21 protein-coding genes and 2 pseudogenes are annotated in these 21,911 nt (G+C 63.2%); 9 read left to right on the top strand and 14 right to left on the bottom strand.

Going from position 1 to position 21,911, the window contains the following annotated elements; translation table 11 throughout:
• Positions 1 to 5: 5 nt before the first annotated feature.
• The 6 genes and pseudogenes from J1M64_RS20150 to J1M64_RS19730 all read right to left on the bottom strand — a co-directional run.
• Positions 6 to 551 carry a CatB-related O-acetyltransferase gene (locus J1M64_RS20150; protein WP_206473176.1) on the bottom strand — a complete coding sequence of 182 codons (546 nt, stop codon included), beginning with the start codon at positions 549 to 551 and terminating at the stop codon, positions 6 to 8.
• Positions 548 to 1,684, bottom strand: coding sequence for a non-hydrolyzing UDP-N-acetylglucosamine 2-epimerase (wecB, locus tag J1M64_RS04835; RefSeq protein ID WP_206473175.1), 1,137 nt, complete (start codon positions 1,682 to 1,684; stop codon positions 548 to 550). Before wecB ends, J1M64_RS20150 begins: the two co-directional genes overlap by 4 nt.
• Positions 1,681 to 2,799: an NAD-dependent epimerase/dehydratase family protein gene (locus J1M64_RS04830; RefSeq protein WP_206473174.1), complete on the bottom strand. Its 1,119-nt coding sequence runs from the start codon at positions 2,797 to 2,799 to the stop codon at positions 1,681 to 1,683. Before J1M64_RS04830 ends, wecB begins: the two co-directional genes overlap by 4 nt.
• Positions 2,796 to 3,824, bottom strand: a complete 1,029-nt coding sequence (locus J1M64_RS04825) for an SDR family NAD(P)-dependent oxidoreductase (protein WP_206473245.1) — start codon at positions 3,822 to 3,824, stop codon at positions 2,796 to 2,798. Before J1M64_RS04825 ends, J1M64_RS04830 begins: the two co-directional genes overlap by 4 nt.
• A gap of 591 nt (positions 3,825 to 4,415) precedes the next feature.
• Positions 4,416 to 5,183, bottom strand: a complete 768-nt coding sequence (locus tag J1M64_RS20515) for an SGNH/GDSL hydrolase family protein (RefSeq protein ID WP_206473173.1) — start codon at positions 5,181 to 5,183, stop codon at positions 4,416 to 4,418.
• A gap of 499 nt (positions 5,184 to 5,682) precedes the next feature.
• Positions 5,683 to 5,959 (bottom strand): annotated as a pseudogene (locus tag J1M64_RS19730) (integrase core domain-containing protein); the annotation flags it as partial.
• Positions 5,960 to 6,069: 110 nt separating this feature from the next.
• Here J1M64_RS19730 and J1M64_RS04810 point away from each other — a divergent pair.
• Positions 6,070 to 7,383, top strand: coding sequence for an ISL3 family transposase (locus tag J1M64_RS04810; protein WP_206473171.1), 1,314 nt, complete (start codon positions 6,070 to 6,072; stop codon positions 7,381 to 7,383).
• Positions 7,384 to 7,706: 323 nt separating this feature from the next.
• Here the strand turns inward: J1M64_RS04810 and J1M64_RS04805 are convergent.
• Positions 7,707 to 7,939 (bottom strand): annotated as a pseudogene (locus tag J1M64_RS04805) (DDE-type integrase/transposase/recombinase); the annotation flags it as partial.
• Positions 7,940 to 8,436: 497 nt separating this feature from the next.
• Entirely contained in the window at positions 8,437 to 8,526 is a 90-nt protein-coding gene (locus tag J1M64_RS04800) for a helix-turn-helix domain-containing protein (protein ID WP_206473169.1), read from the bottom strand.
• 242 nt (positions 8,527 to 8,768) lie between these two features.
• Between J1M64_RS04800 and J1M64_RS04795 the strand changes: the two genes are divergently transcribed.
• From J1M64_RS04795 to rfbD, 5 genes are all read left to right on the top strand, one after another.
• On the top strand, positions 8,769 to 9,626 hold the full coding sequence (locus tag J1M64_RS04795) for a beta-1,6-N-acetylglucosaminyltransferase (RefSeq protein ID WP_206473166.1): 858 nt from the start codon (positions 8,769 to 8,771) through the stop codon (positions 9,624 to 9,626).
• Between the two features lie 567 nt (positions 9,627 to 10,193).
• The gene (rfbB, locus tag J1M64_RS04790) at positions 10,194 to 11,198 is read left to right on the top strand and encodes a dTDP-glucose 4,6-dehydratase (protein WP_206473164.1); all 1,005 of its coding nucleotides are present in this window, start codon (positions 10,194 to 10,196) and stop codon (positions 11,196 to 11,198) included.
• The gene (gene rfbC / locus J1M64_RS04785) at positions 11,195 to 11,821 is read left to right on the top strand and encodes a dTDP-4-dehydrorhamnose 3,5-epimerase (protein ID WP_206473162.1); all 627 of its coding nucleotides are present in this window, start codon (positions 11,195 to 11,197) and stop codon (positions 11,819 to 11,821) included. Before rfbB ends, rfbC begins: the two co-directional genes overlap by 4 nt.
• A 6-nt stretch (positions 11,822 to 11,827) precedes the next feature.
• Entirely contained in the window at positions 11,828 to 12,709 is an 882-nt protein-coding gene (rfbA, locus tag J1M64_RS04780; RefSeq protein ID WP_206473160.1) for a glucose-1-phosphate thymidylyltransferase RfbA, read from the top strand.
• Positions 12,706 to 13,602: a dTDP-4-dehydrorhamnose reductase gene (gene rfbD, locus J1M64_RS04775; protein ID WP_206473158.1), complete on the top strand. Its 897-nt coding sequence runs from the start codon at positions 12,706 to 12,708 to the stop codon at positions 13,600 to 13,602. The genes rfbA and rfbD overlap by 4 nt, the downstream gene beginning before the upstream one ends.
• On the opposite strand, the gene J1M64_RS04770 is transcribed toward rfbD, so the two are convergent.
• The 6 genes from J1M64_RS04770 to J1M64_RS04745 form a co-directional block, all read right to left on the bottom strand.
• On the bottom strand, positions 13,527 to 14,759 hold the full coding sequence (locus tag J1M64_RS04770; RefSeq protein ID WP_206473156.1) for a glycosyltransferase family 4 protein: 1,233 nt from the start codon (positions 14,757 to 14,759) through the stop codon (positions 13,527 to 13,529). The two genes, rfbD and J1M64_RS04770, sit on opposite strands and share 76 nt — an antisense overlap.
• Positions 14,756 to 15,427: an HAD family hydrolase gene (locus tag J1M64_RS04765; protein WP_206473154.1), complete on the bottom strand. Its 672-nt coding sequence runs from the start codon at positions 15,425 to 15,427 to the stop codon at positions 14,756 to 14,758. The genes J1M64_RS04770 and J1M64_RS04765 overlap by 4 nt, the downstream gene beginning before the upstream one ends.
• 23 nt (positions 15,428 to 15,450) lie before the next feature.
• A complete protein-coding gene (locus J1M64_RS04760; RefSeq protein WP_206473152.1) occupies positions 15,451 to 16,416 on the bottom strand; it encodes an ATP-grasp domain-containing protein in 966 nt (321 codons plus the stop codon).
• On the bottom strand, positions 16,413 to 17,045 hold the full coding sequence (locus J1M64_RS04755) for a sugar transferase (RefSeq protein ID WP_307872372.1): 633 nt from the start codon (positions 17,043 to 17,045) through the stop codon (positions 16,413 to 16,415). The genes J1M64_RS04760 and J1M64_RS04755 overlap by 4 nt, the downstream gene beginning before the upstream one ends.
• Before the next feature lie 3 nt (positions 17,046 to 17,048).
• Entirely contained in the window at positions 17,049 to 18,182 is a 1,134-nt protein-coding gene (locus J1M64_RS04750; protein ID WP_206473151.1) for a DegT/DnrJ/EryC1/StrS aminotransferase family protein, read from the bottom strand.
• A 179-nt stretch (positions 18,183 to 18,361) separates the two neighbouring features.
• A complete protein-coding gene (locus tag J1M64_RS04745; RefSeq protein WP_241261146.1) occupies positions 18,362 to 19,759 on the bottom strand; it encodes a GMC oxidoreductase in 1,398 nt (465 codons plus the stop codon).
• 199 nt (positions 19,760 to 19,958) lie between these two features.
• On the opposite strand from J1M64_RS04745, the gene J1M64_RS04740 reads away from it, so the two are divergent.
• From J1M64_RS04740 to J1M64_RS04730, 3 genes are all read left to right on the top strand, one after another.
• Positions 19,959 to 20,348 carry a VOC family protein gene (locus J1M64_RS04740; RefSeq protein WP_096906876.1) on the top strand — a complete coding sequence of 130 codons (390 nt, stop codon included), beginning with the start codon at positions 19,959 to 19,961 and terminating at the stop codon, positions 20,346 to 20,348.
• A gap of 45 nt (positions 20,349 to 20,393) precedes the next feature.
• Positions 20,394 to 21,155: an alpha/beta fold hydrolase gene (locus tag J1M64_RS04735; protein WP_206473149.1), complete on the top strand. Its 762-nt coding sequence runs from the start codon at positions 20,394 to 20,396 to the stop codon at positions 21,153 to 21,155.
• 290 nt (positions 21,156 to 21,445) lie between these two features.
• Positions 21,446 to 21,910, top strand: a complete 465-nt coding sequence (locus tag J1M64_RS04730) for a hypothetical protein (protein ID WP_206473147.1) — start codon at positions 21,446 to 21,448, stop codon at positions 21,908 to 21,910.
• Position 21,911 lies beyond the last annotated feature (1 nt).

Raw genomic sequence — 21,911 nt, 5'->3', positions numbered from 1 at the left:
ATTAGTTACTTAACGAATTTGGCGGTTATATTTCCCGAGGCGAGGATAGCCCGGTGCTTATCCACAGTACCTTGGGAGGGGAAACGTTGGCGTATAAAGCGGGCTGGAACGCCACCCCAAATTTCGTATGGAGGAACGTCGTGTGTGACGACAGCGCCTGCGGCAATTATAGACCCATCGCCGATTGTAAGGCCCCTTAATATGGTTGCACCATGCCCAATCCAGCAGTCACTGCCGATCTGGGTCTCGGGTTGCTCGGGACGCCCCGAGAATATAATCGGAGTTCCAACCTCGTCGAAATTATGGTCGGAACCAACTACAGATACACGAGCGGCGATCAGCGTCCACTTTCCAACGGTGGTGCGGGGACCAATACTGGACTCTGGGCCCACGAATACATAGTCTCCTGCTCTGAAGTCGCGTGCGATGGCGGCAGAACGGTGTACGTATGCGGTCGCCGGCACGCCAGAAAGACGCTTTGAGGCAAGGTTGAGTTTGTTGCGAGCTAGACGGAGCGCTGCATACGCACCTCCGCGAGAAAGGTTACTCATACACGAATTCCCTCCCACTGGTGGTGGCGATGCGCAGTGGACAATATGAAGTTGACTGCCCGCTCGGAGGCGTTTCCAATCTTGTAGTCCATTGGCACGCTGTCGACAGCTGCAGATCGCGACGATGTTACTGAATTCATCGATATACGTATCGCCATCAAGAGGTCCTCTGAGTTCAGCCCGCTCATAATGATGCGACCCGTGTCTAGCGCCTCGGGGCGCTCGATCGAGTCGCGTAATGTCACGGCCGGGAATCCCAAGATCGAGGCTTCTTCGGCGATTGTTCCAGAGTCTGAGAGGCAACACGCGGCTGATAGCTGGAGCCTATTATAGTCGTGAAAACCTAACGGTTCGGAGAACACAATACCATCGGGCTCGGACCAGTTGGGGAGTTCCTCAAGCCGTTTGCGAGTTCTTGGGTGAGTAGAAACGAAGATAAGTTTGCGGAACTCATTGCGAACCGCGAGTAAGCACTCAAGCAGCAGTCGCAATCTGTCGGGAGAGTCTACATTCTCTTCGCGGTGAGCGGAAACTAGGAAATACTCACGCTCTGTGAGCCCCTTGTCTATAAGAATATCCGACGTGACGATCTTTTCGCGGTATGCGTTCAGAACCTCGAACATCGGAGACCCCGTTTTAATGATTCGGCGCGGATGAAGACCCTCGGCTAGAAGATTGCGTCTAGCATGCTCGGTGTATACCAAATTGAAATCCGCGACATGGTCTACCAATTTTCGATTGATCTCTTCCGGCACATTCGAGTCGAATGAACGGTTTCCTGCTTCCATATGGTAAGTCGGTATCTTAAGCCGCCTTGCCATTAGCGCAGCTATGCACGAGTTGGTGTCGCCAAGAACAAGGACGGCGTCGGGCCGCTCGGTAAGCATGACTCTTTCCGCGCCGACTAGCGTACCGCCTAATACGGCTCCGACGCTTGTGGTGTCGATGCCTAATATATGGTCAGGCTGACGCAGCCCGAGGTCCTTGAAAAATATTTGATTGAGGGTGTAGTCGTAGTTTTGGCCGGTGTGAACCAGGACGTGCTCGATGCCTTCGGTGGTGTCGAGACGGTGGATGACACGTGAGAGCCGTATGATCTCGGGGCGCGTGCCCACTACGGTCATAACCTTCATCGGGAGAGGTCCCCGCTTTCGATACGTACAGCCTCGGGGAAGGTGTCGGGCGCCTGTGGGCGGAAGAGTTCGTGACTCCAAAATTGGGTGAACAACTGACCTTTTCCCGTATTAGATATATTGTGAACCCAGCCGACGGGCATGTCGATAGCTACAGGACGGCTACCATTGACATCGAAATCGATGACCTGGTCGGTAAACATCTTTCGAAGACTAATTCGGGCTTCACCCTGAATTACCACGAAACGTTCAACCTTCGTGAGATGGTAGTGCTCGCCACGGGTGACGCCCGGTTCGGTAGTGCTGAATGATGCCTGGCCCTCGCCGCCGCGGCATCGTACTGTTTCGACGAACGACCCTCTCGCGTCTGAGTGAGGAACCAAGGCGATTGGATAATTTTGGGGGAATAGCGCCGCCCGGTATGAATTGAATAGGTCAATCCGAAACTTCGTTGTGAGGCTCGGGATTTCACCGGTCAACGCATACGAACTGTGAAACTCCTCGAGCAAGTCCCACACTCGAGAGACGGCTACTTCCTGCCCGATGGGTCGAGTGCGCACTTCGTGGACGCTCAACGCATCTATTAAGGACTGCGCCGCGTCTTGAGCGTGAAGCAGCTCGACAGTATTATCGTCGATCTTTGGACGATTCCCCAATGCAATTGCTTCGACAAATGTAGCGACGAACGAGTTGTAATTCGGCTTGCCGTGTTCGCCAAATAGATTAGGGAGACAAACGTCGACGAAGTGGCCGCCCGCTGCCACGGTCGCGTTTTCAATCTGTCGAAGCCCGCCGAACTTACCTCGACCGTACGCATTGTCGCGGGTAACTTGGATGGTTCCAGACATGACGACTCGCAGCGGCTTGTTTGCGAGAGTGATGGCTCGGGCCAGATCCGCGCCCAATCTAAGATTGCCGCGCTCCACCGCATCTTCAGTGGCCGCTCGATTGACGCCGGCAAGGTGTATCACGGCGTCAGCGTTCGCTACGAGCTCATCAAGGATATCCCAGTTCTCGCGACTTGCGGTTAGGACTTGGTGGTCAGTGAGCGCGGCGATGCGGAGGCGAGTATGCCAGCCGAGAAAACCCGACGCCCCGGTGATGAGTACCTTCACTGGTTGAGCTCCGTTACCACGTTCTGCATTTCCGGAAGGTCGGCAATTAGCTCCGCAGCTTGGTCAATGGAAAGCTGGTCGGTGTTGTTCGAATCGAAGTCTTTCGCTTCGCGCGCTTCTGAATCGCCTTGGTCAACGTAAACGGAGTATTGAAGCGATCGCGCGTCAAGGGGCACACGAAAATAGTCACCCTGATCGGTTGCTTTTGCCATCTCTTCTCTAGACAGTAGAGTTTCATACAGCTTTTCGCCGTGCCGGACGCCGATATTCACAATCGCTGGATCTTCGAAGCCCAGGACTTTAGCGGTAGCCCGGGCTAAGGTCTCGACCGTGCACGCAGGTGCTTTCTTGACGAACAAATCGCCCGGCTCAGCATTGAAAAAGGCGTGCTCAACAAGATCGACGGACTCCTGCAAGCTCATTAAAAACCTGGTCATTGTACCGTCTGTTACAGTCATCGGTCGTCCTTCCCGAAGCTGACGGACGAAGAGCGGAATCACGGAACCCCGAGAGTACATCACGTTGCCGTACCTAGTGACTGACACGGTTGTGTGGGACTCGGGGTGGTTTCGCGCGAACGCCTGTGCTGTTTTCTCCATTAGCGCCTTTGACATTCCCATGGCGTTTACTGGGTAGACGGCCTTGTCTGTCGATAAGCAAACGACTGACGCCACGCCAAGCTTGTGCGCTGCGCGGATAACGTTTGCGCTGCCGTCGACGTTAGTTTTCACTGCCTGATCAGGAAAGAACTCACACGATGGGACCTGTTTCAAGGCTGCCGCGTGGAATGCATAATCTACGCCCGCGAAAGCGTTTTCTACACTCTGAATGTCGCGTACATCGCCGAGGAAGAATTTTAGCCGAGGTTCGTCGAGGCGCGACCGCATCTCGTCCTGCTTAGCTTCGTCACGGCTCAGGATGTGGACCGCCGAAACGTCCTTACGGAGAAGATGCTGAGCCATAGTTGATCCGAAGGACCCCGTCCCTCCTGTGATTGCGACAGTAGCTCCGGAGAGAGCAGTCATAATGTCCTTCCAATTATCGAGGATCGATTTGGTGGCCCGCGAGCGAGACAAGCGTTCCAGATTCTCACGGAGCACCCAGACAGTGGATACGCAACTCTGATCGTTGCGAGTCCTAGCCCGTGCGTGGCCGTCGAGCAGCGGAGCCCATTAGGCTGACCACCTCAACCATAACTGCAAACCGACCACGGCCGGGGCGGGCGTGCCCAGAAGGGTGTGCGGCGTACCCCTTCTGGCGGCCCGCCCGGCGGCCGGACAGCCGAAGACGTCGCTAGATGTCCTGCTCGTTGTGCTCACTCCAGCGGCTGGTCCAGTGTTGCAGATATAAAACTCAAAGAGCAGCAGGGCGACGGGAACTCTGCGTGTATTTGCTGCCGGCTGCAGCGTAGCGGTGCATTGCCGCCTACCGTCCGAGCGTACTCCTAGTATGAATAGTTGAACTGCTACGCGGCGCGCAGGGAAAACTTCCCGCGTCGGCACCAGCCAAAAATCTACCTGCTAGCATCTCGGGTCGAGCCGCTTGCGGAAATCCACACGAGGTGTGGGTTACTCGCAGGCATAGGCCCCACAGTTCGACTGCCGCGTGGGCATTATTCAACTTATCCCCAGAGCGGCCCATACCGTACGAGCCCACAGGTGGGACCCCTCCGAATTCGGGTGCAAACCGTCCGTCAGCAACTCAGCACCACCGTTTGATCGGAATGCGGACCGCACGTCTACGAGTTCAATGTAGGGATGCGAGTCGGCCAGAGCATCCATGCCTACGGCCGCCGCTTGTGACTGGTTGGGGTCGTCAGTGCGAGGATTCTGGTCAATTACTGCGATCTCGGGTGGCTGTGGCCAGAGCTGGCGTAGCTCCGTTACTAGCGCGCCCACTTCTGCTTCGACGTCGGGCGAATTGTGACCTTGGTTGACGATGACCAGGTCCGGACGGTCGGCTGCAACCTTACTTAGCCGAAGGAGGTTGTAGGGTGGGGTCGCGCCCGGCGAGCTGAAGTTGATGATGGTGATTGGTCTTCCTGAGCCTGCGAGGATTATTTCTCGGCCGAATCTCTCGGTATCTGGTTCCCAAGTGGTCATGGCCACCATGCGCCCTTTGCTATCGGCTAGATGCTGTGCCGTTAGTGATACCCATTCGTCGGCATCGTTGCTGGTAGAATCACCGATAACCAGCAGCCGAACTGATTGTGACGGGTCGGCGAGTTTTCCAGAGGTCAATTCAAGCGGCGGGCTCGTTCCGACACTGACCCGGTTATCATCCCACCTTAGAATAGCCGTGAGGATGATTGCTGTGAGTATGACTACGCTGGTGATTGCGCGAGTACGAATGACCCGAGATGCGCGACTCTGAAATTTTGCCACGTCTAACTGCCCTATCTAGTCCGCTCGTCTGCTTGGCCCCGTAAATACGACTACTTGGGCGCGCCCCGAAAGCGAGGATACGCATCGCCTCGGAAGTTCGGACAGAGCACATTGCCGTCCTCGCCCCCTGCGCGGGGGTGGGGGCCAAAGCGGCGCCGTCAACCCTGAACTTGGTTTGACGCTTGCATGAGAACTCGAGGCGCGGAACCGATCGTACCGTCGCATGGAGGTGGAGAGCGCAGACAAAGCGCGTTTATCGGGGTTAGCTGACGTCTCACATCGTGTTGGTCGCGTCGAGGCCCGTTGTTGATCACGCTTCTTTTTGAAAAATAGGTAGACATCAAAGAAACGATTGGGAGATCGACAAACCGCCAGCAGAATGATGCGCGTTGGCTTTAGCTGACGAGGTTGTCGCGCAACAGTCGACTTATTAGCCGCTTTGGTCTGGTCTCGATGGTCGTGTGCACGGGGCTGGTGCACGGTTAGGTGACAGGGTTAGTCACGCGGTCTGAAGAGCCTCGTCGGTCATGATGGTCTCGAATTCGATCGGGAGTCAATCTGCCGAGGTAGTCTTGCCGTCTGCGGCGGCGTTCAATCCAGTGCGCGATGGCGGCCCAGAGCTCCTCTCTGGTGGCCCATGATCGGCGGTCGAGGACGTTGTTCTTGACCAGCGAGAAGAAGCTCTCCATGGCCGCGTTGTCCCTGCACGCGTCGCCCCTGTCCATCGAGCCGGTCAGCCCGTGACGAGTGATCGCAATCTGGCTCTTCCGGACCCGGAGTGCGTAGCGGGGCTCGCGGCTGACGCGGTGAAGCACGAATGAGGGGGTCCTGGGGCGTGTGAAGATGCAGGTTCTCACCCCGCGCATCGAACACCCCAGGACCCACTTTGAACGCTACCGCCAGCCTGCTTGCCGACACCATCTGCCGCACCGTCGAACTCGGGGTGACCATCACCGACGCCGCGGTCGCCGGGGAGTTCACGTACCTGTTCTGCTCCCCGGTCACGCTTGACCTGAAGTGCGGCGAGTGCGGGGTCGCGGGGCGCCTGCGGGACCACGTCGAGCGCAAGGTCACTGATCTCCCCATCGTCGGGCATCCCACCAGACTGCATGTGCGCGTACCGCGATTCATCTGCGGCAATACCGACTGCGGCACGAGGATCTTCCAGCAACGCATGCCGTTTCTGGCCGAGCCGCGGGCTAAGACCACCCGCCGGTGCACCCGCTGGATCCTGCAACGCCTGGCGATCGACCGCACCAGCGTGTCCGCGGTGGCCAAGGCCCTCGGCCTGGGCTGGGACCTGGTCAATGACCTGGCGATTTCGAAGATCCGAACCTTGGTCTACGACCAGCCCGGCCACCTCGAGGGCGTACGCGTGCTCGGGGTGGACGAGCACAGGTGGAAGCATGTCCGCGGCGATGGCAGCAGCTCGTTCGTGACCGTGCTGGTCGACCTCACCCCGGTGGTCGATGGCACCGGCCCGGCCCGCCTGCTGGACATGGTCCAGGGCCGCTCGGCGAAAGCCATGACCGACTGGCTCGACGCTCGTGACCGGGCGTTCCGCGACCGCATCAAGGTCGTCACCATGGACGGGTTCGCCGGCTACCACTCCGCCGCCGCCAAGGCCGTGCCTGCGGCTCGTACGGTGATGGACCCCTTCCACGTCGTGCACCTGGCCGCAGACAAGCTCACCGTGTGCCGCCAGCGCATCCAACAGGCCACCACCGGACACCGGGGCCGGGCCGGCGATCCGCTGTACGGGATTCGCCGGCCCCTCCTGACCAGGCAAGAGCTGTTGACCGACAAGCAGAAGATCCGGCTCTGGAAGGCGTTCATCGCCAACGACGCCCACGCGGCTGTAGAGGTCACTTACGGCGTCTACCAAGGCCTGATCGACGCCTACGATCAACTGCGGCGGCGGGACGGCAAGATCGCGATGTACAAGCTCCTCAAGTCGATCCGGGCCGGTGTACCCACCGAACTGCCGGAGCTCGCGCAACTCGGCCGATCCTTGTGGGAGAGACACCGCGAGATCCTCGCCTACTTCGATGTGGGCGCCTCCAACGGCCCCGTCGAAGCCATCAACGGACGGCTCGAGCACCTGCGCGGGATCGCCCTCGGCTTCCGCAACCTCGGCCATTACATCCTGCGATCACTCATCCACTCCGGCCAAGTCCAGGCACGGATCAACGCACTCTAAAACCGGAAGGGCCCGCAATCTGCGTCCTTTTCGAGCGGAATTGCGATCCTTTATCGCTGGGCAGAACGCAGCCGGTCACCCCGCCTCGTCTGGCCTGAGTTGCACATGGTGATAGCTATTTGTCGGATGCCGGGGCTATCGCTGCAGGTAGAGGGGCTTGGGTGTGTCGGAAACCGAGCACTAAGTCCGTGACCTATACTGCTTTTCGAGTTCAATCGAGGCCCGAGGAGGACTGGCGGATAGTGCTTGTCCAGGGAGGCGCCTACCGATTGCTGCAGTGCGATAGACGATCCATCTGGTGGAGTTCCCCGACATCGCCCGCCGTTCAAGCACTAAACATGTGAAACTCGGGTCTGGCGACGGCGCTGGCAAACGCGTTGACCGCCAGGCGGAATTTCAATCTCGAGTCGATCGAATACCCGATTATCCGGCCCGAGTGGACGTCCTTGATCGCGCACAGGTAAAGCTTGCCCTCGGCTGTCCAGTGCTCAGTGATGTCGGTCAGCCAGAGCTCGTTCGGACCGGTCGCGGTGAAGTCCCGCTCGACCAGATCGTCGTGCGCTGGCGGGCCGGCCTTGCGGTGTTGGCCCCGGCCTTTCTTGCCGATGGCGCTGGTCCAGTCGCCGGCGGAACAGATCCGCCAGGCCGTCCGCCGGCACATCTTCTCGCCCGCGGCTTCGGCCTCGACGGCGAGGTAGCGGTAGCCGAATCCCCGGTCTTCGCGGTGGGCGTCGAACAGGGCGTTGGCCCGGTGCGCCTCGGCGAGCTCGGCGTCGGTGACCGGGTTCTTGAGCCACCGGCGGTAAGGCTAGCGAGGATCTTGAGTACCCGGCACGCCACCGCGACGGGGATTGCGTCAGCGGCGAGCTCGTTCACGAGCGGGTACCACCTTTTCCCGGCAAGTTCGCCTGGGACAGGTACGCGGCAGCTCGGCGCAGGATCTCGTTCTCCCTCCTCCAACAGTTGAACGCTGCGTTTGGCCTCGCGCAGCTCCTGGGATTCCGCCGACGTGGTGCCGCCCTTGACTCCGGCCTCGGCGTCGGCCTTGCGAATCTACTTCTGCAACGTCATGGGGTGGATCCCGAGGTCGGCGGCGATCTGCTCGAGCGTCACACCCTCTTCACGGGCCAGGGCGACGCGCACTGAGTCGTCGCGGACGATGTCGCCTACTCGTGCACCAGCCCCTCGGCGGAAAACCTGGGGCGGTTCGCCCACGGAGTTGCCATCGGGCCCGAACCCAGTCGTGAGCCGCGGATGTAGGCTTGAAACATCCGCCACAAACGTGCGCCGGTCAGCGCCCCACACCCGGCGGAGTGTAAGCGAACTTGCAATCCAATAAAGTTCTAAGTGAATTGAGGCGCAGTTTGATGAAGCAATGCCATATAGTGACCGCCTATAATCGGCCAACCGAACTGAACCGCCTCCTTCGCGCGCTTGACCACGAGGGAAACAGCGTCTTTCTACATGTGGACAAAAAGGCTGGAGACGCGCTGATCAGACAGCTCTATTTGCCAGCACATGCCGAGCTACGTCTTGCCCCCCGTTACGAAAGCAACTGGGGAAGCAATACGTTTATTGAGGCGATCCTCAACACCCTGCACGTCGCCTTGGACCACGAATGGGACATAGTTCATCTATTGTCTGGAACAGATTTGCCGATAAAAAGCCACGAGCATATCACCAGCTTCCTGCGCCAGAACTCAAAGAAGATCTTCGTGCAGTACGCACCCGAAAACTACTGGTGGGGCGAGTATAAATCACAAGTATTCCATCCGTTTGTAAATAACCCGCGATTCCATTCGGATCGAAAACTCCGCGCCATAAATCAACTAATCGCCCGACTGCAACTTGCGCTTGGAGTCCGAAGGGACCGCGCGGTACGCGCTTACCACGGCTCAACTTGGTGGTCGCTTCCTCGTGACGTTGCCGAACTGCTGAGTTCGGAACGAGCGCAAATCGTACACCGATACAGAAAGACTCTTGTATGCGATGAAGTGTTTCTGCAAACTTTTCTGATGGACAGAGGACTTCAAGGTAGGCTGTACAAATTTGAAGACGGCATTGCTGGGAATCTCCGCTACATAGACTGGGAGAGGAGAAGCCGAAACTCCCCATACACTTGGACAATGAGCGACTTGGAGGAACTAAAGAAATCGCCGGACGACATACTGTTTGCACGGAAATTCGAAGATGATATAGACCCTCGGATCGGGCCCGCTATTATTGACTTCATCAGCCGCTGAGCGCAGCCACTCCCAGAGCCATTCCGCGCGGGCAAAATCTAACGGGTTGGCGTAATGGTCGGCGCGGCGCCACATGACGTGACCACGGTCCCGTTCGCAGACTTTTGGCCGCATGTGCGCAAAGCAGGAGTTCGTGGAGAAATGCGACGGATAGCTGCCCCGAAATGGGCCGGACAGTCGGACTCTGATCTGACCTGGGCTGACTTCCGCAAGTTGCGCCGTCTCGTGTCGCTCCAGGATGATCATCGCTGGTCACAGTGCCAGCAGTGCGCCGAGCGCGTCACTAGCCCCGTTAACCCACGGACATCTGCCGATTGCCGGGTAAGAATGGAAGTCGGTTCGATGCAAGGCGTAGGAACATGCAATTCACACGCCTGAGGACCCCCTCGACTCCGCATCAGCGCGCACTCAGAGAGCCCCCGCCACGCATTCCGGATCCGGAAGGGCCCTTTGCGTCAAGACAAGCCCGCCATCACCTGCAGCAGCAGTCACACCGGCCCGTGAATCAGCGGGGCTAATCGCGGTAGCTGGCATGCTTGAGTGGCGTATCTCGGTAAGGTGTGGGGAATGCGCATCCTTGTCACCGGCGGTGCCGGTTTCATCGGCTCGAACTTCGTGAATTTGACGTTGCGGGATCGTCCCGACGCCACCGTCACAGTTCTCGACGTCGGCAACTACGCTGCGGATATCGAGGGGTTCACCGCCCGTTTCCCTGGCGTGGAAGTGCTTCGGGGGGACCTCGCTGACGCCGAGATCGCCGATCGGGCAGTTTCGGCCAGCGACCTCGTCGTGCACTTCGCTGCGGAGTCGCACAATGACAACTCGCTGCACAGCCCCTGGCCCTTTGTAAAAAGCAACATAATCGGCACTTACAACGTCCTTGAGGCGTGCCGGAAGCATGACGTGCGCCTACATCACATATCCACCGATGAGGTGTACGGCGACCTTGAGCTCGACGACCCGGCGAAGTTTACCGAGTTGACTCCGTACAGCCCCTCGAGCCCCTACTCATCGACTAAGGCGAGCTCGGACCTACTAGTCCGGGCCTGGGTTCGATCATTCGGGCTGCGGGCCACTATCTCCAGTTGCTCTAACAACTACGGTCCCTATCAGCATGTCGAGAAGTTTATCCCTCGGCAGATCACTAACCTGCTCGTCGGCGAGCGGTGCAAACTCTATGGCGCCGGTCTGAACGTACGTGACTGGATTCACGTCGACGACCACAACTCCGCAGTGTGGACGATTATCGACAAGGGTGAAATCGGCCGTACCTATCTCATAGGCGCGAACAGTGAAGTGAACAACGTCACCGTCGTCCGCGCCATTCTCGAGCTCATGGGTCGCGATGCAGATGACTTCGACCACGTCACTGACCGTCCTGGCCACGACCTGCGCTACGCTATCGACGCGACGACCCTTCGAGAGGAACTGGGGTGGGCTCCCCGTTTCACCGACTTCCGTTTGGGTCTCGCCGATACCATCCGTTGGTACAAGGATAATCGGTGCTGGTGGGAGCCGCGGAAGGCAGCGGTCGAAGCCGCCTACGCGACCCGCGAGAAGGTGATTAAGTGATCGAAGCACTATCCATCCCGGGTGCTTGGGTGTTCACGCCCAAGCAGTTCGGTGACTCCCGTGGCACTTTCTTGGAGTGGTTTAATGCACCTGCGTTCGGGGATGAGACTGGGCACTCCCTGCGCCTCGCGCAGGCAAATATGTCCGTTTCCGCCGCCGGAGTGCTACGGGGGATCCACTTCGCTGACGTCCCACCGGGCCAGGCCAAGTACGTGACCTGCCCGCACGGCGCCATCTTCGACGTCGTCGTCGACATCCGAGTCGGTTCCCCCACCTTTGGGCAGTGGGACTCCGTCCTCCTTGACGATGTCGACCGGAGGGCCGTTTACCTCTCGGAGGGACTAGGGCACGCGTTCCTCTCCCTCGAGGCGGAGTCCGTAGCAGTCTACGTGTGTAGTGAGGGCTACGCCCCCCAGCATGAGCACGGCGTCCATCCGCTAGACCCTGACATCGGCATCGACTGGCCGACCACCGGACGCGACGGGACGCCGCTCACCTACCAGCTGTCCGACAAGGACCAGAAGGCGCCGACCCTCGCCAAGGCGAAGGATCTGGGCCTGCTGCCGACCCTGGACACCGTGACTGCGTACGTAGACGAGCTCCGCGCGACCAGGATGGCGTGACTTGAGGTGAAGGGCATTGTCCTCGCCGGTGGCACCGGCAGCCGACTTCATCCCATCACGCTGGGCGCGAGCAAGCAGATGGTGCCGGTTTACGACAAGCCGATGATCTATTACCCACTCTCCACGCTCATGCTCGCGGGAATCGACGACATCCTCGTCATCACCACCCCACACGACGCCGAGGCCTTCCAGCGGCTCCTCGGCGACGGTTCGCAGTTCGGTATTAACTTGAGCTACGTGCGGCAGCCCTCCCCGGACGGCCTCGCCCAGGCATTCGTCCTCGGCGCTGACCACATCGGCACCGACCATGCGGCACTCGTCCTCGGGGACAACATTTTCTACGGACCGGGCATGGGCTCGCAGCTCAGGCGCTACGCAAACGTGGACGGCGGCGCCGTGTTTGCCTACTGGGTGTCCAACCCGGAGGACTATGGGGTCGTGGAGTTCGACGCCGACTACAAGGCGGTCTCGCTGGAGGAGAAGCCTGTGGAGCCGAAGTCGAACTTCGCGGTGCCCGGGTTGTACTTCTACGATAATGACGTCGTTGAGATCGCCCGAAACCTCAGGTCCTCCGCGCGCGGTGAGTACGAGATCACCGACGTCAACAAGGCTTACCTGGAGGCAGGCAAACTCCACGTCGAGGTGCTCCCTCGGGGGACCGCGTGGCTGGACACCGGCACGCACGGGTCGCTCCTCGACGCCGGCAATTACGTACGCACGATCGAGCAGCGGCAGGGGCTGAAGATCGGCTGCCCCGAGGAAGTCGCCTGGCGCGGCGGCTTCATCGACGCCGGCGAGCTTCGTACGCGTGCGGAAAAGCTCGTCAAGTCCGGTTACGGGCGGTACCTGCTCGACCTCCTCGACCGCGAGGGGGAGACAGCCCGATGATCCTCCTCACCGGCGGCAACGGGCAGGTCGCCCGCTGGCTTGCTCACCTCGCCCCAGACGACGTATGGACGGTCTCGCGCGAGGACCTCGATATAACGGATCGCGGAGCGGTTCTCGACCTCGTCACCGAATTGAAGCCGACGACGGTGATAAACGCCGCGGCGCATACGGCCGTCGATCGTGCCGAGGACGAGCCCGACGGCGCGATGGCGATCAACCGCGACGGTGCGGCGCACGTGGCCGAGGCGGCAGCTACGTCCGGCGCGCGGTTGCTTCACATCAGTACCGATTACGTCTTCGGCGAGCCGACGATCCTCGAGGAGCCGCTCGCAGTGGATCACCCGACCGTGCCGCAGTCGGTGTATGGGATCACCAAGCTCGCCGGCGAGCACGCGGTGCGCGAGGCGTGCCCTGAGGCCACGATCGTGAGGACAGCCTGGGTCTACACGGGGCCATCTCGAGAGTGGCTGGGGTTGTCCGGTGACGACTTCGTCACGACTATGACGCGGCTGGAAAAGTCCCACGAGACGCTCACCGTCGTCGACGACCAGATGGGTTCCCCGACGTTCGCCCGCGACCTCGCCGTCGGAATACTCGAGGCCGACCGGACCGATACGGCACGAGGCAGGACCGTGCACGCGGCGGGCGCCGGCCGGGCCACTTGGTGTGACCTGGCTCGGGCCGTCTTCGAGGAGATCGGGGCCGACCCTGAGCGAGTGAAGCCGTGCTCGACAGCGGACTTCCCGCGCGCGGCGCCGCGGCCCGCGTTCTCCGTTCTCTCCTCCACGGAATGGGCGGCCTGCGGGCTAGCGCCGCTTCAGGACTGGCGGGAGGCCGTCAGTGCGGCGATAATCCTCGCCCCGCCCACGGACTCGGTGAACTCGGCCTCGTAGGCGGCGCGGGATCGAGCGGCGAAGCCTTCGACCTCCAGGCGCCCGGCGGCGGCCAGGGAGCGGAACGCCTCCGCGACCTCGGCGATGGAACCCGGAGACACCGCCATCCCCGCCCCGTGCTCGATCACGAAGCGCCCGACATCTCCCGGCGCCACCGCGAGAACCGGCACCCCGAGCGCGCACATCCCCTGGACCTTACTGGGGAAGGTCGCACGGTGCAGCAGGGTGTCGGCGAGCGACACGATGCCGGCCGTCGCCTCCCTCAGTAAGACGTTGGCCTCGGTGATGGGCACCGGATCGAGGACGTGCACTGTCGGCAGGTCGGCGGCTCGTCCGGCAAGTGTGTTGTGCTCGACCCCCGGCCCCAAGAGCACGAGGTGCGCAGACGTCCCGAGTCCGGCGGCGACAAAACCATCGACGAGATGCCCGAGGTTCTGCGGTGGTCCCATGGCTCCCGCGTAGAGGAATACGCGGTCGTCGTCCCTGGCGCCGATGCGGACCCGCAGCGGGGTGACGCCCTCGGGCTCAAGCTCCCTGGCCGGGTCGTCGATCCAGTTGTAGACCAGCGAGAGCTTGTCCCTGGGGACCCCACGCGATGCGAGCAGGTTGACCGCGCTCGGGGTGATGACCGTGACGTGCGAGGACATCCGATACGACGCGGACACGAAGGCGCCCAGGGCGGTGCGGATGGCGCGGAGCTTGGCCGAGCCGTGGACGAAGCCGGCGTCGATCACAGAGTCCGGCCAGATGTCCTGCACCTGCAGGACGAACGGCACGCGACGCAGCGTCCGCAGCACCATCGCCGGCAGGGCCGCTGTGGCGGGGGAGTCGTAGACGACGACCGCGTCCATCGAGCCGAGCGCGGTCACCGCGCGGACCGAGGCGGCTAGCGCGAAACTCGCGTACCCGGCCAACCGGCCGACCATGCCGGTGCCGCGGTACGGAAACTCGGGCACCCGGTGAACGGTCACTCCGTCGATAGTCTCAGTGCGGAAGCGGTCGGCTCGGTACCCCTCGGCGACCGTGCCGGTGGGGTAGTGGGGTGCGCCGGTGACGACGGTGACCTCGTGACCCTGCGCACGCAGCCCGTCGACGAGGGCCTTGGGCACCCACACGTTCTCCGGCGGGTACCACTGGGTGATGACGCCAATCCTCATATGGTCTCCTCCCCGACGCCGAGCAGTTCGGCCAACTCGTTCCAGCCGCGGGCGGTTAGCTCGGCGGGTGTGCCGTCCTCGAGCGCCGCGTGCAACTGGCCATCACGGCGTAGCCGGATCGACCCCCAGCCCAGCGCGCGCGGCGACACGAAGTCCTTCGAGGGGTTGTCGCCGATGTAGACGCAGTCGCCGGGCGCGGCCCCAAATCGCTCCTGGACGGTGAGGAACGCCCGATCATGCGGCTTCCAGAACTCACGCCCCCACTCGTCGGTGAAGACGACGAGATCGATGAGGTCGTTCAGGCCGACGGCGTCGGCCTTCGACCGCTGACCCGCCAGCGGGCCGTCGGTGATCGCAGCCTGGGCCGCGCCGGCTTGCCGGAGGCGGCGCAGGATTGAGAGGGCTTCGTCCGTGATTTGGATGTCGGGGCAGTGGGTGCGATAGGCCTCGACTATCGCTGCCACCGGGATCGACCGCGTCTCGGGGAAGTGTTCGTGGACCCGGTCGAATGCGTTGCCGCGCACCCCCGACTCGAAGCCGGACCACAGGAAATCCGAGACCGCTCCGGCGTCCACCGCGCACCGCCCGGCCACGTGGGCCGCGACCGCGCGGAATCCGCTGCGGACGAAGTCCCGTTCGAGGATCAGCGTGTCATCGAGATCCCACACAATCACCCGCCACGGACAGTGGATTACCACGGCAGCTCCGACGTGAAGATCTCCGTGTTGTAGCGCGTCATGTAGAGGCCCACCTCGTACTCGCCAATGCGGGGTGCCAGAGCGTGGCCGTCCAGGAAGTCGAGGATCCACTCCGGGTACCGGCCGCCCGCGGCGTGCGCGAGGGGAAAGCCTCCGCCAAAGCGGGGGTTAATCTCGAAGAGCAGGGGTCCGTCCGCCGTGGCGAAAGCCTGCAGCGTTATCGGACCGCGGGCGCCTAGCTCGCGGCACGCGGCAAGTACCTCATCGATCCACGGTTCGAAGCCCTCGCGCGGGAGGGTGACTCCCTGGATCGACTCGCCGGACATCGTCCGAATCCTGCGGCGCGGGACGTAGTGGACCGGCTCGCCGTCGAGGCCGAGTAGGGCGTCGATCGTCACCTCCTCGGCGTCGATTCGTTCTTGGATGATCGGGTTGTCGTCGCCCTCGAAGCCCTCGGCGAGGTCGTCACGTGTGAGCCCGCGGATGCCCTTACTCGCGCTGCCGCACCGGGGCTTGAGAAAGAGCTCTTCCGGCATCGACGCAGGGTCGACCGTCTCAGGGATCCATGAGCGGGGCGTGCGGATGCCCAGCTCGGAGAAGCGTTCGTAAAAAACCCACTTGTCGCCAGTCGCCTCGACGAACTCCGCCGTCGACACGAGCGCGGTGCAGCCCGCCGTCGCGAACTCGTCTGCTGCCGCCGCTAGCACGGGCAGCTCCGGGTCGATTGTGGGGACGATAAGCGAAATGTCGTGTGCACGCACCAGGTCGAGAAGTGTCGGCACGTACTCGTCGCTCGTGGCGGACGGGAGCCGGACTGCGTGGTCGGCAAGCTGCAGAGTAGGGGCCAGGTGGTTCATGTCGCCGGCCCAAACCTCGCCGCCACGCGCATGGGCGGCGTCCAGAAGGTGCGCAAGCAGGGTCGTGCGGCGCCCCGAGCAGGAAAGCAGGAGATTGGTCATCGGTCGAATTCCTGCGTCTCGGTGGGGGAAGGGGTGCCGAGGAATTCCGGCATCGTCGCGTGGTCGTCGGCGCTCACGCCGTCCCGGCGGAGCACCACCTGCACCGTCCGCCACAAGATCTTGAGGTCAAGCGCCAGCGAGCGGTTGTCGACGTACTCAACATCGTACGCGAGGCGCTCCTCCCACTTCTGGGCGTTACGGCCGGAGACCTGCGCGAGTCCGGTGAGACCGGGCTTGACCTCCATCCTGCGGGCCTGATCCGGGGAGTAGCGGTCGAGGTAGCGCATGAGCAGGGGGCGCGGTCCGACGAGGCTGAGGTTGCCGTCGACGATGTTCCAGATGGTCGGGAGCTCGTCGATGCTCGTCGAACGGAGGAAACGCCCGACCGGGGTGAGCCGGGAGGCGTCGTCGGTCCAGCCCTTCGCGGGGTCCTCCGGGTGCATCGTCCGGAACTTGCGCATGGCGAAAGGCTTGCCGTGGAGCCCCGGGCGGGTTTGGGTGAAGAGTATCGGACGGCCCATCGTCACGAGGATCGCCAGGGCGGCCACCGCCTGGACCGGGAGCGTCACGAGGAAAAGGGGTACCCCGGCGGCGAGGTCCATCACCCTCTTTGCGTTGTCGTAGCCCACGGCTTAGGCCCCCGTGAGGACATCGTGGATCGCGCCGACGACACGCTCGACGTCGGCGTCCGAGATCTCCGAGCCGCTGGGTAGCGTTAGGCCGCGACGGAAGAGCCGCTCTGAGGTGCCGTCGACAAAGCGGCGCGCGTTGGCGAACACTGGCTGCAGGTGCATCGGCTTCCACAGGTGGCGGACCTCGATGTCGCGGGCGTTCATTTCTACCTGCACGTCGTCTGGGGTGAGGTCGATGGAGTCGCCGAGGACGATGCCCGTGAGCCAGCAGTTCTCCACGTCGTCGCCGTCGGTGTCGGCGGTTCCGAGGAAGTGGACATCGAGGTCGCCTAGCACCTCCATGTACCGACGGCGCAACTCGCGGCGGCGCGCGATCATGCCGTCGAGTCGGGAGAGCTGGGCGCGGCCGATCGCGGCAAGGATGTTGGAGAGCCGGTAGTTGTAGCCGATCTCCGTGTGCTCGTACCAGGAGACCGGCTGACGGGCCTGGGTGGAAAGGTACCGGGCGCGGTCAACTAGCTCCTCGTCGTTGGACAGCAACATGCCGCCCCCGGACGTAGTCATAATTTTATTTCCGTTGAAGGAAAGCGCTGCGGCACGGCCGAAGCTTCCGACGGCCTTCCCACGGTGGTAGGCGCCGAGGCCCTCGGCGGCATCCTCGAGCAACGGAACCCCGCGCTCCTCCAGTCCGGCCTCGATGACCGAGTAGTCGCAGGGCCGGCCGATGAGGTCGACCGTCATGGCGCCGATGACCTCGGTGCCCCCGGCGCGCAGCGTGTCGATCGACTCGAATAGGAGATCGGGGGAGACGTTGCCATCCGAGTCGCGCGAGTCAACGAAGACCGGGTCGGCGCCCGTGTACGCGATGGCATTTGCAGACGCGGCGAACGTCATCGACGAAACGACAACCGCGACGCCCGGACGGGCGCCCAGATGAAGCAGCGCGAGGTGTAGGGCGGCAGTCCCTGAAGAAAGCGCTAGCGCCTTTGCGACGCCCACTCGCTCGGCAATCTCGACCTCGAAGGCGTCGACCTCTGGCCCAAGAGGTGCGACCCAGCCGGAGCGGATAGCGCGGCTTACGGCCTCCTCCTCCGCGTCTGAGATGTCGGCCTTGGACATGAAGATTCGGGACATACCCGGAATCCTAGTTGCTAGAGTCTGGCAGATCGTTGTCGTGCAGCCTCACCGCGGGCGCCGCACGTTGCTCGACGAGGTCCGCTCCGGCGTCACTCGCCACCTAATTGTCTGCGATGTCGGAATCGTCTAACAGCGCAGCAGTTCGGCGTGCTGGCGCTCGAACCCGCCGTAGGCGCCTACTGCAAGTCGTTAGCGACGATCGCGTCCATGTTCCGTTCCGCGAGCGCGGTGATGGTAACGAAGGGGTTGACGCCCACGTTGCCAGGAACGAGGGACCCGTCCACCACGTAGAGGCCGGGGTAGTCGTGGAGACTCCCGTGGTTGTCGGTGGCCTTGCCGAGCAGGCAGCCGCCCAGGGGGTGGTAGGTGAAGTCGTCTCCCCAGGTTTTGTACACGCCGAACAGATCGGTGCGGTAGATGGTGCCCTCCTTCTTGTTGATCTTGTCGAACACCCTCTTGGCCATGGCGATGCCCGGCTGGTTCTGGGACACGCTCCAGGTCAGGTCGACCTTGCCGGTGGCGGAGTTGAACTGGAAGCGGGCCCGCTCGGGGTTGTTGGCGATCGCCAGGTACAGGCTCACGTAGGTCTCGAGCCCGGCCGGCAGGGGAGCGATCTCGGCGAAGATCGACGCGGTGGGGTCGGCCCAGTTGTCGATCCCGAGGGTGGGGATGGTCGACTGCTTGGAGCCGGTGGCGTCCCACATGTGATTCGCGCGCCCGACCATGACGTTGCCGTTGTTGCCCCAGCCCTCGCCCACCTGGTTGGACAGGTTGGGCAGGAGGCCCTGCGCCTTCATCGACACGAGCAGCTTGCTGGTCCCGATGCTGCCGGCGGCGAAGAACACCTGGTCCGCGGTGACGTTCTTGGTGGCGATCACCCCGCCCTGCTCGTCGATCTGCTCGATCGTCACCCGGTACCCGCCCCCGGTGGCCGGGGTGACTGCCGCGACCCGGTGCAGCGGCGAGATGGTGAGCCGGCCGGTGGCGGCGGCGTGGGCCAGATACGTCTTGTCCAGCGACTTCTTGCCTGCGTTGTTGCCGTAGATCACCTCGCCGCCCAGCGCGGAGGCCTGCGCGGTGCCCGCCGCCTCGCGCTTCATGTAGTCGAAGTCGTAGACGTTGGGCACGAAGGTCGTGGCGAACCCGGAGCGGTGCGCGGTCTTCCGGCCCACGCGGGCGAACTGGTACCAGGGGCTCGACTCGAACCACGCCTGGTCGATGTCGTTCACGCCGAGGGCGGCGTTCGCGCGGGGGAAGTAGGTGCCGTACATCTGGGCCGCATCGACGTTCGGGAGGATGTGCTCGAAGTGGCTGCGCTTGGGCGTGACGGCCATGCCGCCGTTGACCAGCGAGCCGCCGCCCACACCGCGGCCCTGGTACACCTTGACCCCCGAGAACTTCTCGGCGTCGAGGACCCCGACGTAGCGCTCCACCTTCTTGTTGATCCCGAAGCCCATGAAATTGCTGACCGGCTGGCTGGTGGTGTCCGCGAGCCAGGTGGAGCGCTTGTCCGGATCGAGCATCCCCGAGAAGATCTTGCCGTCCGGCCCCGGCGTGTCCCAGCTTTTGCCCATCTCCACGATGTGGGTCGTGATGCCCGCCTGGGTCAGGCGCCGCGCAGGTAGCGGCGGGGCGGTTCAAGTGGCGGCGGGCCCTCGTCGTCGTCGCCGATTCTCAGAGCACACCGGGGGAGCGCCCCAGCTCCGGCCGCCGGGAGGAGCCTCGGTCCGTGAGTGCTTGAGGCGCCTGGAGTGCAGGTCGTAGCGCGGTGCCATGGCTGGGATCACCGCGCGGCGTGTGGTCGTCGCACTCGACTGCCCCGACGCTCGAGAGCTCGCCGAGTTCTACGCAGCGATGCTCGGCTGGCGGATTCGCGACGACGCCGAGTACTCGGACTGGGTCGACGTCGTGCCGCCGGAGGGCGAGCCGGGCGCGGTCGCGCTCGCGTGCCAGACCGTCCCCGACTTCCGCGCCCCGACCTGGCCCGATGGCCCGGTCCCCACGCAGGTGCACCTCGACTTCTACGTGGACTCGATCGCCGACTCCGAGCCAGCCGTCCTCGCCGCGGGCGCCCGCCGACACGAGCACCAGCCCAGCCCCGACGGGCGGTTCGTGGTGTACCTCGACCCGGTGGGGCATCCGTTCTGCCTGTGCGAGGAGTGACGGAGCGGGGCGCGGAGCGCGATCAGGGTGGGTAGCCTCGCGGCCATGACCGACCTCGTCCTCCTCCCCGGCCTCCACGGTGACGCGCAGACGTGGGCGCCGGTGATGCGCGCACTGCCGGACGGCGTCCACGCCACGGCGCTGGACCTTCCAGCCGTGGCCGACCTCGATGCGCTCGCCGACGAGGTGGCGGGCCGGGTCGCTCCCGGCAGCGTCGTCGTGGGGCATTCCCTCGGCGGCGTGGTGGCGATGCATCTAGCCGAGCGCCACCCGTCGCTGCTGGCCGGGCTCGTCTTGGTCACAGCCCCGGTGGGGGCTGAGGACCCGGAGTCGGCGAAGGCGCGGGCCGACCGCGCTGCAGGCCTGAGTCCGGAGGCGTACGAGGAGATCGCGCTCGACGGCATGGAGGCGGTGTACTACAGCGACCGCGGCCACGATCCCGAAGTCCGGGCCGAGCGGCTGCGCGCGGCACAGGTGTACGGGCCGGAGCGGTTCGCCGCCCATTCGGTGGCGATCGGCGCCCGGCCCGATCGCAGCGAGTTCCCCGCGCAGGCTGGTGTCCCGGTGCTGATCGTGGGGGCGTCGGACGACCTGGTGGTTCCTACCGAGGAGCAGCGGCGGTGGGCTGAGGCGAACGGTGCTGGGGCTAACGGTGCCGGAGCTGGTGCTGGTGCTGGTGCAAACGATGACGCGGGTGGTCCCGTGGCCTACGTCGAGATCCCGGAGACCGGACACATGCTGCCGGTGGAGGCCCCGGACGAGTTGGCCGGCGCGATCGTCGACTGGCTCCGTCGACTCTCCGGCTGACCTCACCGGTTCGGCTGCGCCCGGAGGCGGCGGGTCAGTAGGGGGGCGGCAGTTGTTGTCGTCGTCGCGAACTACCGACCGACGCGGCAGCAGAATGGGGTTCACGACCGCAAGTTAACGGCCATACTGGTCGCAAGACCCACTTCGGGTGGGCAAGCGAAGGAGCCGGAATCATGGGATCGCTAACGAAGAGAGCATTGGCTGGAGCCGGCGCAGCCGTTGCGCTGACAGCAGGCGCGACCCCCGCGGCATCGGCGGCAGAAGTGCTCATCGGGCCATTCGCTGTTCAGGTGCCGGACGTCGCGCCTGTGGCGGTGCCCGTCCCGGCGGGGTCGGAAGCCGCCCCACTTCCGGCCCTTCCGTACCCGCTCGAGTGGGCGTATCCCGCACCTCCGCTGCCGCCGGACCCGCAGTATGTCGCGTCCAACTGGATCATCATGTACACCGCGTGCCCGGCCCCGGGGGAGTGGGCGTACACCGAGAACGGAACCCGGGCGTGGTGCGCTCAGCGTCTGCAGACGGACGCCTTCCACTGGGCACCCAGCCAAGAGCCGTTCCGGCACCCGGCAGCCACCGATGCGAGCCGGATGACTCGGGTGGAGAACTCACTCGGTGGCAGGCGGTGCGAGACCGTCGGGGCGAAGGCGATCAACCCGTCCAACGGGCAGGAGATCTACTGCGACATGGAGGTGCGTGGACCGAACCCGGGCCCGATCTGGCGGTTCACCGATTACCTGGACTTCGTGACCCGGTAGC

This window comes from Dietzia sp. KRD202 (genome assembly GCF_017168155.1).
Taxonomy (GTDB): domain Bacteria; phylum Actinomycetota; class Actinomycetes; order Mycobacteriales; family Mycobacteriaceae; genus Dietzia; species Dietzia kunjamensis.
This window is presented reverse-complemented; position numbering and strand designations above follow the sequence as displayed.

Coding starts and splice junctions, on each gene's coding strand:
- J1M64_RS04825 (WP_206473245.1), bottom strand. CDS start 3,824: ATGACTGCTCTCTCCGGAGCTACTGTCGCAATCACAGGAGGGACGGGG.
- rfbB (WP_206473164.1), top strand. CDS start 10,194: ATGCGCATCCTTGTCACCGGCGGTGCCGGTTTCATCGGCTCGAACTTC.
- J1M64_RS04750 (WP_206473151.1), bottom strand. CDS start 18,182: ATGTCCCGAATCTTCATGTCCAAGGCCGACATCTCAGACGCGGAGGAG.
- J1M64_RS20150 (WP_206473176.1), bottom strand. CDS start 551: ATGAGTAACCTTTCTCGCGGAGGTGCGTATGCAGCGCTCCGTCTAGCT.
- J1M64_RS04735 (WP_206473149.1), top strand. CDS start 20,394: ATGACCGACCTCGTCCTCCTCCCCGGCCTCCACGGTGACGCGCAGACG.
- J1M64_RS04770 (WP_206473156.1), bottom strand. CDS start 14,759: ATGAGGATTGGCGTCATCACCCAGTGGTACCCGCCGGAGAACGTGTGG.
- J1M64_RS04740 (WP_096906876.1), top strand. CDS start 19,959: ATGGCTGGGATCACCGCGCGGCGTGTGGTCGTCGCACTCGACTGCCCC.
- wecB (WP_206473175.1), bottom strand. CDS start 1,684: ATGAAGGTTATGACCGTAGTGGGCACGCGCCCCGAGATCATACGGCTC.
- J1M64_RS04745 (WP_241261146.1), bottom strand. CDS start 19,759: ATGGGCAAAAGCTGGGACACGCCGGGGCCGGACGGCAAGATCTTCTCG.
- rfbD (WP_206473158.1), top strand. CDS start 12,706: ATGATCCTCCTCACCGGCGGCAACGGGCAGGTCGCCCGCTGGCTTGCT.
- J1M64_RS04760 (WP_206473152.1), bottom strand. CDS start 16,416: ATGACCAATCTCCTGCTTTCCTGCTCGGGGCGCCGCACGACCCTGCTT.